An 11,549-nucleotide genomic window follows, 5' to 3' on the forward strand; every position below is an offset into this window, starting at 1 on the left:
CCGCCGTCCTGGCCCTCCTCGTCCTCCTCGCCCTCGCCGCACCCCTGCTCGCCCACCTCGCCGGGCAGGACCCGAACACGTACCACGACGACCTCGTCGACTCGGCCCGCGGCGGCGTCCCGCTCGGCTCCTTCGGCGGGATCTCCGCCGACCACTGGCTCGGCGTCGAACCCGGCACCGGCCGCGACCTGTTCGCCCGGCTGCTGTACGGGGCCCGGATCTCCCTGCTCGTCGCCCTCGGCGCCACCGCCGTGCAGATCCTCCTCGGGATCGCCGCCGGACTGGCCGCCGCCCTCGGCAACCGCTTCGTCGGACAGCTGATCGGCCGGCTCACCGACGTGATGATCGCCCTGCCGGCGCTGGTGTTCGCCATCGCGCTCACCGCCGTCGTACCGGCCGACTTCCCGCGCCCGCTGCTGCTGATCCTGGTCATCGGCCTGCTGGGCTGGGGGTCGACGGCCCGGATGGTCCGGGCCCAGACCCTGGCCCTGCGCGAACTGGACTTCGTGGCCGCCGCCCGGCTCTCCGGGAACGGCACCGTGCGGATCGCCCGCCGGGAGCTGCTGCCCGCACTGGCCGCACCTCTCATCACCTACTCCGCGATCCTGGTCCCGGCCGACATCGTCGCCGAGGCCTCGCTGTCCTTCCTCGGCGTCGGCGTGAAACCGCCCACCCCCTCCTGGGGGCAGATGCTGTCCGGCGCCCAGACCTGGTTCCGCGCCGACCCCGCCTACGTCCTGCTCCCCGCCGGACTGCTCTTCGTCACCGTGCTCGCCTTCACCGTGCTCGGCGACGCGGTCCGCACGGCCCTCGACCCGCGCGAAGGCTCCCGCCTGCGGATCGGCACCGGAAAGGAGCACGCGCGATGATGCGCTTCGTACTGAACCGGGCCGGCGGCGCGCTCCTCGTGCTGCTCGCCCTGTCCGTCACCGTCTACGTCCTCTTCTACGTCGCCCCCGGCGACCCCGCCCGGCTCGCCTGCGGGGAACGCTGCAACCCCGTCCAGGTCGCCCAGGTGCGCGAGCAGCTCGGACTGAACGACCCGGCGGCCGTCCAGTACCTGCACTTCCTCCAGGGGCTGTTCACCGGCCGCGACTACTCCGGCGGCGCCGGCCTGGTGCTGCACTGCGACGCGCCCTGCCTCGGATTCTCGTACCAGAACGACCGGCAGGTCACCGAACTGCTGCTGGACCGGCTGCCGGCCACCCTGTCGCTGGCCCTCGGCGCCCTGGTGATCTGGCTCGTCGTCGGCGTCGGCACCGGACTGCTGTCCGCGCTGCGCCGCGGCGGCATCACGGAGCGGGCCCTGACCGTGCTGACCCTGGGCGCGACCGGAACCCCCGTGTTCGTCCTCGGACTGCTGCTGCTCATGGCGGTGTGCGCGTACCTGCAATGGCTGCCGTTCCCGACGTACGTGCCCCTGGGCGAGGACCCCGAACAGTGGGCCTGGAACCTGCTGCTGCCGTGGATCACGCTAGGCGTCTTCGAGAGCGCCAAGTACGCCAGGCTCACCCGCAGCTCCACCCTCGAAACGCTCGCCGAGGACCACATCCGCACCTTCCGCGCCTACGGGGTGGGGGAGCGGGCCGTCGTCACCCGGCACGCCGTCCGCGGAGCGGTCGCCCCGGTGATCGCACTCAGCGCCGTGGACTTCGGCACGATGATCGGAGGCGCGGTGCTCACCGAGTCCCTGTTCGGGATATCCGGGCTCGGCAAGACCCTGATCGACGGCGTGCGGGTCGTGGACCTGCCGGTGGTCGTCGGCGTCGTCCTGGCCATCGGCGCGGCCGTGGTCGTCGCGGGCGCCGTGGCCGACCTGCTGTACGCCCTCGCGGACCGAAGGGTGGCCCTGGCATGAGCGAGCTGCTGGTGGAGGTCACCGGTCTCACGGTCGACTTCCCCGTCGGAGAGCCCGGGACGTACGTACGGGCCGTCGACCAGGTCTCCTTCACCCTGGAACCGGGCGGCGCCCTGGGCATCGTCGGCGAGTCCGCAAGCGGCAAGTCCACCGTCGCCGCGGCCCTGCTGGGCCTGCACCGCGGGACCGGCGCGCGGCTCGGCGGCACCGTCCGGGTCGGCGGCACCGACGTGGCCGGAGCCTCGGCGCAGCAGCTGCGCGCACTGCGCGGAGCCACCGCCGCCATGGTCTTCCAGGACCCGCTCAGCGCCCTGGACCCCTACCTCGCCGTCGGCGACCAGATCGCCGAGGTGTACCGGGTGCACGCGGACGTCCCGCGGCGCGCCGCCCGGGCACGGGCGGCCGAGGTGCTCGACCGGGTGGGCATCCCCGACGCGGCACGCCGTGCGCGGGCGCGGCCGCACGAGTTCAGCGGCGGCATGCGGCAGCGGGTGCTGATCGCCATGGCACTGGCCTGCGCACCGCGGCTGCTGATCGCCGACGAACCGACCACCGCCCTGGACGTCACCGTGCAGGCCCAGATCCTCGACCTGCTGCACGGCCTGCGGGAGGAACGCGGACTCGGGCTGCTGCTGGTCACGCACGACGTCGGGGTCGCCGCGGAGAGCGTGGACGAGCTCCTGGTCATGCGGGAGGGCTCCGCCGTGGAACGCGGCCCGGTCGGACGGGTCCTGGCGGCCCCGGCCCACGCGTACACCAAGGCCCTGCTGGCAGCCGTGCCGAGGCTGGACGGTCCACCGGTGCCGCGGCCCGCCGGCACCCGGGCGCCGGCGGCGGCGGACGGGTCCGACACCGCGCCGGTCCCACGCAGGGCCCCCGCCCCGGGGCCGGCGGCCGGTGCCGACGCGGGCGTGCCCGTCGTCGAAGCGGTCGAGGTGCGGCGGGAGTTCGGACGGGGCAAGCGGCGGGTGGTCGCCGTCGACGGGGTCTCGCTCGCCGTGCGCGCCGGCGAGACCCTGGGGATCGTCGGGGAGAGCGGCAGCGGCAAGAGCACCGTCGGGCGGATGCTCGTCGGCCTGCTGGAGCCCGGCTCCGGGCACGTCCGCCGCGACGGGCGGCGGACCGAGGGCATCGTCCCCGGAGTCCAGATGGTGTTCCAGGACCCGGTGTCCTCCCTCAACCCGCGCCGTTCCATCGGCGAGTCCATCGCCGACCCGCTGCGCGCGGCGGGGGAGCGCGACGAGGCCGCGATCCGGGCCCGGGTCGCGGAACTCCTGGTCCGCGTCGGGCTGGAGGCCGGGCACTACGACCGCTACCCGCACGAGTTCAGCGGCGGCCAGCGCCAGCGCGTCGGCATCGCCCGGGCGCTGGCGCCCCGGCCCCGCCTGATCGTCTGCGACGAGCCCGTCTCCGCGCTCGACGTGACCACCCAGGCCCAGGTCACGGCGCTGCTGGCCGAGCTCCAGAAGGAGCTCGGGATCGCGCTGGTCTTCATCGCGCACGACCTCGCCGTCGTCCGGCAGGTCAGCGACCGGGTCGCCGTCATGCGCGGCGGCCAGGTGGTCGAGGAGGGCCCGGTGGACGAGGTGTACGACCGGCCCCGGCACGCGTACACCCGGCGGCTGCTGGCCGCGGTACCGGCCCTGGACCCGGAGCTCGCCGCCGCGCGCCGCACCTCGCGACAGGAGGCCCTCGCCTAGGGCGGCCTCCCGAGAGGTTCGAGCGGTGCGGGGAGGCCCGACGGGTACGAGGGCCGCAGGCCCTTTCTAGCGCGCTCGAACGCGGGCCGTGGGCGAAAGTTACGACTCTTCACCCCTTCCGGTGGCGCGACGGACAACCGTCCGTCGCGTCATCGGCATATCCGCTTGAGTTTCCCGCGGCGGGTCACCGGACCGACGGCGGCCGCCTGAACGGGAGATCGGGGGTGCCACTCGTGCGGATCGGACTGCTCACGGAAGGTGGTTATCCGTATGCGACGGGAGAAGCGAGGCTGTGGTGCGACCGGCTGGTCCGCGGACTGCCGCAGCACGAGTTCGAGCTCTACGCCCTGAGCCGCAGCGCCGAGCAGGAGGAGCGCGGCCGGGTCGTCCTGCCCGAGCACGTCACCCGTGTCTGGACCGCCCCGCTCTGGGCCCCGGCGGACGACGGGCACACGTACTCCCGGCGTGAGCGCCGCCGCTTCGCCGACTGCTTCAAGGAACTGGTCCGGGGGATCTGCGCGGGCGAGTCCGAGCCCTTCGCCGCCGGACTGTACGGACTGGCCGAACTCGCCCGGGAACAGGGCGGGCTGTACGCGGCCCTGCGTTCCGAGACCGCGGTCCGGGCCGTCGAGTCCGCCTGCCGGGCCCCCGGCGCGCTCCGCTCCGTACAGCGCGCGCAGGTGGCCGACCTGCTGGACTTCGTCGACGAACTGGAACGGCTCCTGCGGCCGCTGTCCCTCGACTGGTACGAGGACCTGTCCGAGGTCGACGTGTGCCACGCGGCCGCGGGCGGCGTGGCCGCGCTCCCCGGCCTGCTGGCCAAACGCTTCTTCGGGGTTCCGCTGCTGGTCACCGAGTACGGGGTCCAGCTGCGGGCCCACTACCTGGAACACGCGCCGTCCGGGCCCGCCGGTGCACCGGGAGGCGCCGCCAGACCCGCGGTGCGGGCCCTGCTCGCCGCCTTCCACATGCGCCTGGCCACCGAGATCTACGCCCGGGCCGACCTCCTCACCCCGGGCAACGCGCACGCCCGGCGCTGGCAGGAGCGCTGCGGCGCCACCCGCGACCGGCTGCGGACGGTGTACCCGGGGATGGAGGCGGACCGATTCGCCACCGTCGGCGAGGACCCCGACCGCGGCGACCCCGACACCCTGGTCTGGGTCGGCCGGATAGAGCCCGCCAAGGACCTGATCGCGCTGCTGCACGCCTTCGCCGAAATCCGCAGGGCCGCGCCCCAGACCCGGCTGCGGATCTTCGCGACCGCCGTGGTCCCCGGCTACCTCGCCGACTGCCGCTCGCTCGCCGCCCAGCTCTTCCCCGACGAGGCCGCCGACGCGGTCACCGCCGGGGAGAACCCCGTCACCTTCGAGGAGATCGGCGGCCCCGACGCCGCCTCGCCGGCCGAGGCCTACGGCTGCGGCCGGGTGGTCGTGCTGTCCTCGGTGATCGAGGGCTTCCCGATCACCCTCGCCGAAGCCATGCTCTGCGGCCGGGCCACCGTGTCCACCGACGTCGGCGCCGTCTGCGAGGTCATCGGCGGCACCGGCCTCGTCGTCCCGCCGCGCAACCCGCGGGCCCTGGCCGACGCCTGCCTGTCGCTGCTGCGGGACCCCGAACGCGCCCACCGGCTCGGCGCCGCCGCCCGGGCCCGCGCCCTGGAGCTGTTCACCGTCGAGCAGAACGTGGCCGCCTTCCGGGAGATCTACCTCCGGCTGCTGGCCCGCGGACCGGCCCGGCCCGACGGCGGGGTCCCCTTCGAACAGCCCCCCGAGGCCCGGGTCCCGGGTCACTGGACGAGCCCCACCTGGGCGGCCGCCGCCCCTGCTCCCGCGAAGGCCCCGAACGCCCCGGGGCAGCCCGCGAACGCTCCCGCGAAGACCGCGAGTGCTCCCGCGAAGACCGCGAACGCTCCCGCGAAGACCGCGAACGCTCCCGCGAAGACCCCGAGCACGACCACCACCACGGAGGCGCCGGTATGACCCTCGACGAAGCCGCCCCCGTCGCCGCGGCCCCCCGCCGCCGGGCCGCCGGGGACCCCGTCAAGACGCTGCTGCACCGCCACCGCGCCCTGTGCGAGCGGGCCGTGGACCCGCTGGAGATCGCCGCCGGGCTGGAGGTACAGGGCATCACCGACCGCACCGCCGCGCGCTTCCGCCACCGCGACGTGTTCTCCCTCGCCGAGGAGCTCTACGCCCGCACCCCGCGCGGGGACGAGCCGGCCGCGCCGTCCGCCGTCCGGCCGTCCGACGCCCGGGCCTTACGCGGCTTCGGGTACGCCCTGCTCCCCGGAGCCCTCGCGGTCGGGGCCTGCGCCACCCGGATGCCGTACGCCGGGCCCCTCGCCGTGGTCGTCACCGTCGCCGCCCTGGCGTGGCCCGCCGGGCCGAGGCGGGCCGCAGCCGGCCGGTTCCCGCACGCCGTGCTCCTGCTCGCCCTCGCCACGGCCGCCGTCGGCTGGGCCGTGCACCGCCACGGCACCCCCCTCGGCGTCGCCCTCGCACTGGCCGCGGCCCCCGGGCACCTGGCCGGAGCCGCGTACGCCGCCCGCGCCCGCAGCCGGCTCGCCGGGAGCCGCGCCCTGGAGGACTTCGCCGACCGGGCCCGGCCGCTGCTGATCGCGGCCGCCCTGGCCTTCACCGCGGCCGCCGCGGGGGCGGCCGCGCTCGCCGGAACCCCGTACGCCGTCGCCGTACCGCTCGCCCTGCTGCTGTTCCTGACCCGACTGCTGCTCACGCACGGCGCCCCGCGCGGGCCCGTCGCCGCGGCCCTGGCCCTCGCCCTGGTCCCGACCCCGCCCGCGGTGGCGGTCGCCGCGGCGGGGCTCCTCGTACACGCCGCCCTCGTGCTGTCCCGCGCGTCCGCGCACGCACGGCCCTGAGCCGGCGCCCCCGACCCTTCCACCGCCGAGCGCCGTACCGAAGCGCCGCACCGCCACCCCCCCACCTCCCCCTACCCCCACCCCACCCCGCCCATCGACCAAGGAGACACAGGATGACCGGCCAGCCAACCAACCGAGGGGCCGCGCGATGAGGGTGCTGCTGATCGGAGCCAACGGATACCTCGGCCGCTACGTCGCCGACCGGCTGCTCGCCGACCCCGCCGTCCAGCTCACCGCGCTCGGCCGCGGCGACGACGCGGACGTCCGCTTCGACCTCGCCACCGGCAGCCCCGGCGCCCTCACCCGGTTCCTCGACGCCGTCCACCCCGGCGTCGTCATCAACTGCGCCGGCGCCACCCGCGGCGGGGCACGGGAGCTGACCCGCCACAACACCGTCGCCGTGGCCACCATCTGCGAATCCCTGCGCCGCAGCGGCTGCGGGGCCCGCCTCGTCCAGCTCGGCTGCGCCGCCGAGTACGGGCCCAGCCAGCCCGGATCGTCCACGGCCGAGGACGCCGTCCCGAGACCGGGCGGGCCGTACGGCGTCAGCAAGCTCGCCGCCACCGAGCTGGTGCTCGGCTCCGGGCTCGACGCCGTCGTCCTGCGGATCTTCTCGCCCGTCGGGCCCGGCACCCCCGCCGGTTCCCCGCTCGGCCGGCTCGCCGAGGCCATGCGCCGCGCGATGCAGAACGGGGACGGCGAGCTCAAGCTCAGCGGGCTCGGCGTCCAGCGCGACTTCGTGGACGTACGGGACGTGGCGCGGGCCGTGCACGCCGCCTCGCTCTCCGCCGCCCAAGGGGTCGTCAACATCGGCACCGGGCGCGCCGTCCGGCTGCGCGACGCCGCGGCCGTACTGGCCCGGGTCGCCGGCTACGGAGGCGCCCTGCACGAACTCGACGTACCCGGACAGCACGTCCAGCACGGGCAGGTCCACGGCCACGGACCGGGCCACGGCGCCGGGCACGGTCACGCGCTCGGCCACCAGGGCCGGCCGCAGGGGCTCGCCGCCATCGGCTCCCCGCGCTCCGAGGCCACCGCCGAACAGCTCGCCGCCGCGGCCGTCACGCCCGCGTACCCGTACCCCGACGGCTGCGGCGCCTGGCAGCAGGCCGACGTGCGCACGGCCCGGGACCGGCTCGGCTGGCGGCCCCGGATCAACCTGGAGGAGTCCCTCGCGGACATCTGGATGGAGGCGGCGTGCCGCATCTGACGACGGCGGCGACGACCGCCGCCGCGACCGGGGCGGGCCGCCTGGGCCTCGGCGTCCCCGGCTACGCCCACCCCCTGCTCGCCCCCGTCGAATGGGCCGAGCTGACCCGGCCCGGGACCCCGCTGCACTGGACCGTGCTCAACGTCACGGACGGGCCGGGCGGCCGGCCCGACCCGCACTGCACGGAAGCCGCGGCCAAACTCCGCGAGGCCGGCGGGACCGTACTCGGACATCTCGCGATGCGGGACGGGTCGCGGTCGTTCGGCGAGCTCGTCTCCGACGCCCACCGCTACCTCGACTGGTACCGGGTCGGTGGCTTCTACCTGGCCGACGCCCCGGCGGACCGGACCGAACTGGCCGGGGTGCGCCGGGTCGCCGACACCCTGCGCGGCCTCGGCGACGGGCTGCGCATCGTGCTGGGACACGGCACGCACCCGTACGAGGGCTACACGGAGGCCGCCGACCAACTGGTCACCTTCTCCGGGGCGTGGGCCGACTACCGCTGGTCGCAGGTGGCGGAGTGGACCGCCGACCATCCGCCCGAGCGCTTCTGCCACCTGGTGCACGGGGTGCCGCGGACCCATCTGGAGGAGGCCGTCCGGATCGCCCGCTGGCAGGGCGCCGGCACGATCTGGTTCACCGACCGCGGCAACGGCGGGGGCTGCGATCCGTGGGCTTCCATGCCCGCGTACTGGGACGAAATCGTCTCGCGGATCGGACCGGGTGTCTCGGAATGAAGATGGGCGTGGCAGTGTTACGGGGAGAACCACCGTTCAGACTTTCCCATCTACGGAGTCCCCGTGTCGCTGCCACCCCTGGTCGAGCCAGCTGCTGAGCTCACCGTTGACGAGGTCCGTCGGTACTCCCGCCACCTGATCATCCCGGATGTCGGGATGGACGGCCAGAAGCGCCTGAAGAACGCCAAGGTGCTGGCCGTGGGCGCGGGCGGCCTCGGCTCGCCCGCCCTCATGTACCTGGCCGCGGCCGGCGTCGGCACGCTGGGCATCGTCGAGTTCGACGAGGTCGACGAGTCGAACCTCCAGCGCCAGATCATCCACAGCCAGTCGGACATCGGCCGCTCCAAGGCCGAGTCCGCCCGCGACAGCGTGCTGGGCATCAACCCGTACGTGAACGTGGTCCTTCACGAAGAGCGGCTCGAGGCCGAGAACGTGATGGAGATCTTCAGCCAGTACGACCTCATCGTCGACGGCACGGACAACTTCGCCACGCGCTACCTCGTCAACGACGCCTGCGTGCTGCTGAACAAGCCGTACGTGTGGGGGTCGATCTACCGCTTCGACGGCCAGGCCTCCGTCTTCTGGTCCGAGCACGGTCCCTGCTACCGCTGCCTGTACCCGGAGCCCCCGCCGCCGGGCATGGTCCCGAGCTGCGCCGAGGGCGGCGTGCTGGGCGTGCTCTGCGCGTCCATCGGGTCCATCCAGGTCACCGAGGCCATCAAGGTCCTCACGGGCGTCGGCGAGCCGCTGGTCGGCCGCCTGATGATCTACGACGCCCTGGAGATGCAGTACCGCCAGGTCAAGGTCCGCAAGGACCCCGACTGCGCGGTCTGCGGCCCGAACGCGACCGTCAAGGAACTCATCGACTACGAGGCCTTCTGCGGCGTCGTGTCGGAGGAGGCCCAGGAGGCGGCCGCCGGCTCCACGATCACTCCGAAGCAGCTCAAGGAGTGGATCGACGGCGACGAGCCGATCGAGATCATCGACGTCCGTGAGATCAACGAGTACGAGATCGTCTCGATCCCCGGCGCGAAGCTGATCCCCAAGGGCGAGTTCCTGATGGGCACCGCCCTCCAGGACCTCCCCCAGGACAAGCGCATCGTCTTGCACTGCAAGACGGGTGTCCGCAGTGCGGAAGTCCTCGCGGTCCTGAAGTCCGCGGGCTTCTCCGACGCGGTGCACGTGGGCGGCGGCGTCATCGGCTGGGTCCACCAGATCGAGCCCGAGAAGCCGGTCTACTAGGCGCACCCGGTCGCCCGGCCGCAACGGGTCCACCATGCCGGAGGGGCGTATCGCGCAGGGGCGCGGTACGCCCCCTCCGGCGTGCGCTCGTGCGTCAGACGCCCTCGGGTTCCTGCGGCGTCACCGGTGCCGCCGTGCCCGTGGGCTCCGCGGACGGGGTGCAGACGCCCCCGGCGGCCGGCACCTTCCCGTCCAGCAGGTAGCCGTTGACCGCGCTCTGCACGCACTTGTCGCCGCTGTTGTACGCGCCGTGCCCCTCGCCCTTGTACGTGAGCTCCACGCCGACGCCGGGGCCGAGCCGCTCCACCATGTTGCGGGCGCCCTCGTACGGGGTGGCCGGGTCGCCGGTGTTGCCGATCACCATGATCGGCGCGGCGCCGGGAGCGGACACGTCCGGCGTCTCCCAGGTGCCCGCGACCGGCCAGTCGGTGCAGCTCATCAGGGCCCAGCCGAGGAAGTCCCCGAAGACGGGGGAGGCGGCGCGGAAGCCGGGCAGCTTCGCCTTCGCCTGCGCCAGCGTGTACCGGTCCTTGGAGTCGACGCAGTTGATCGCCGTGTTGGCCGCACCGAGGTTGCTGTAACGCCCCTGCTGGTCACGGCCGTTGAGCGAGTCGGACAACGCCATCAGCAGCTGCCCCTCGCCGCCGTCGGCCTCGTCGAGCCCCTGCTCCAGCAGCGGCCACAGCTCCTTCGAGTACAGGGCCTGGGCGATGCCGTTCGTGGCGGCGGACGCGGTCAGCATCCGGTTGCCGAGGCCGGGGATCGGCTTGGCCGCCAGGCTCTTCTGGAGCTTGATGACGTTGTCCTCGATCTCCTTGGCGGTACTGCCCTGGAGCCGGCATTCGTCGCCGCGGTTCACGCAGTCCTGCGCGAAGTTGCCGAGGGCCAGCTGGAACCCCTTGGCCTGGCCGAGGGCGCTCTGCTCCGAGGTCTTCGTCGGATCGACGACGGCGTCGAAGACGGCCCGGCCGACCTTCTTCGGGAAGAGGTGTGCGTAGACCCCGCCGAGCTCGGTGCCGTAGGAGATCCCGAAGTAGTTCAGCTTCTCGTCGCCGAGGGCCTGCCGGATCCGGTCGAGGTCGCGGGCGGCGTTCTCGGTGCCAACGTACGGCAGCAGGTGCCCGGAGTTGGCCTTGCAGGCCCGCTGGTACTTCTCCAGGTTGTCGAGGTACGTCTTCTCCTGCTGCGGCGTGTCCGGCGAGGAGTCCTGGGCGTAGTAGGCGTCGAGCTGCTTGTCGTCCTCGCACCGGACGGGCGCGCTGCGGCCGACGCCGCGCGGGTCGAAGCTGACGAGGTCGTACCGCGCCCGCAGCGCCTCGTACTCCTTGGCGGCGCCGGGCAGCGTACTGATCCCGGAACCCCCGGGGCCGCCGAAGTTGAACACGAGCGACCCGAGCCGCTTGCTCTTGTCCCGGGCCTTGGCCCGGATCAGCGCGAGCGGAATCGTTTCTCCTTCGGGCTTGGCGTAGTCGAGGGGCACGTGGAGGGTGGCGCACTCCCAGTCCTTGGGCGGCGCCTGCCCCCCGCCTTCGGCGACATCGGGAGCCTCGCACTCCCCCCACTTCAGCGGCGCGGCCCCCGGGGTCCCCCCGGCCTTGGGCTTCCCCCCGCCGCTGTCGGCACACCCGCCGACCCCGGCGAGCCCGACGGCGACGACAACGGCAACGGCACCCCGCACGACGTTTCGACCCATACCCCCATCCTGCGCGGCCCCCGCACCCCCCGCCCCCGCGCTGACCCGTTCGGGGGGCATGAGGCGGTGGCCGGCGGGCCGGGGCTAGATGGCTTCCTTTCGGGTCAGGTAGTTGAACGACAGCCAGCCCGGCAGGACCGGGAGCCAGAACGTCATCAGGCGGAACAGCAGGACCGCCGAGATGGCGACCTCCTTTTCCAGGCCGGCCGCGATCAGGCCCAGCGTCAGCGT

General features: G+C 74.1%; 9 protein-coding genes. 8 read left to right on the forward strand and 1 reads right to left on the reverse strand.

Annotation, left to right across the window (positions count from 1 at the left end):
• The 8 genes from ACFXA3_RS20665 to moeZ all read left to right on the forward strand — a co-directional run.
• On the forward strand, window positions 1-869 hold an 869-nt coding region (locus tag ACFXA3_RS20665), incomplete at its 5' end, for an ABC transporter permease (protein ID WP_385188668.1).
• Window positions 866-1,858, forward strand: a complete 993-nt coding sequence (locus ACFXA3_RS20670; RefSeq protein WP_385188670.1) for an ABC transporter permease — start codon at window positions 866-868, stop codon at window positions 1,856-1,858. The genes ACFXA3_RS20665 and ACFXA3_RS20670, both read left to right, overlap by 4 nt.
• On the forward strand, window positions 1,855-3,558 hold the full coding sequence (locus ACFXA3_RS20675) for a dipeptide ABC transporter ATP-binding protein (RefSeq protein ID WP_385188672.1): 1,704 nt from the start codon (window positions 1,855-1,857) through the stop codon (window positions 3,556-3,558). Before ACFXA3_RS20670 ends, ACFXA3_RS20675 begins: the two co-directional genes overlap by 4 nt.
• 233 nt (window positions 3,559-3,791) lie before the next feature.
• The gene (gene pelF, locus ACFXA3_RS20680; protein ID WP_385188674.1) at window positions 3,792-5,537 is read left to right on the forward strand and encodes a GT4 family glycosyltransferase PelF; all 1,746 of its coding nucleotides are present in this window, start codon (window positions 3,792-3,794) and stop codon (window positions 5,535-5,537) included.
• On the forward strand, window positions 5,534-6,436 hold the full coding sequence (locus ACFXA3_RS20685; RefSeq protein ID WP_385188676.1) for a hypothetical protein: 903 nt from the start codon (window positions 5,534-5,536) through the stop codon (window positions 6,434-6,436). Before pelF ends, ACFXA3_RS20685 begins: the two co-directional genes overlap by 4 nt.
• Window positions 6,437-6,584: 148 nt before the next feature.
• The gene (locus tag ACFXA3_RS20690) at window positions 6,585-7,646 is read left to right on the forward strand and encodes an NAD-dependent epimerase/dehydratase family protein (RefSeq protein ID WP_385188678.1); all 1,062 of its coding nucleotides are present in this window, start codon (window positions 6,585-6,587) and stop codon (window positions 7,644-7,646) included.
• A complete protein-coding gene (locus ACFXA3_RS20695) occupies window positions 7,634-8,383 on the forward strand; it encodes a spherulation-specific family 4 protein (RefSeq protein ID WP_385188679.1) in 750 nt (249 codons plus the stop codon). Before ACFXA3_RS20690 ends, ACFXA3_RS20695 begins: the two co-directional genes overlap by 13 nt.
• A gap of 63 nt (window positions 8,384-8,446) precedes the next feature.
• Window positions 8,447-9,625 (forward strand): adenylyltransferase/sulfurtransferase MoeZ, encoded by a 1,179-nt coding sequence (gene moeZ / locus ACFXA3_RS20700; RefSeq protein ID WP_385188681.1) that lies wholly within the window; start codon window positions 8,447-8,449, stop codon window positions 9,623-9,625.
• Between the two features lie 94 nt (window positions 9,626-9,719).
• Here the strand turns inward: moeZ and ACFXA3_RS20705 are convergent, their stop codons facing one another.
• The gene (locus ACFXA3_RS20705; protein WP_385188683.1) at window positions 9,720-11,318 is read right to left on the reverse strand and encodes an alpha/beta hydrolase; all 1,599 of its coding nucleotides are present in this window, start codon (window positions 11,316-11,318) and stop codon (window positions 9,720-9,722) included.
• Window positions 11,319-11,549 lie beyond the last annotated feature (231 nt).

It is taken from the genome of Streptomyces sp. NPDC059456 (assembly GCF_042750055.1).
Classification (GTDB): Bacteria; Actinomycetota; Actinomycetes; order Streptomycetales; family Streptomycetaceae; genus Streptomyces.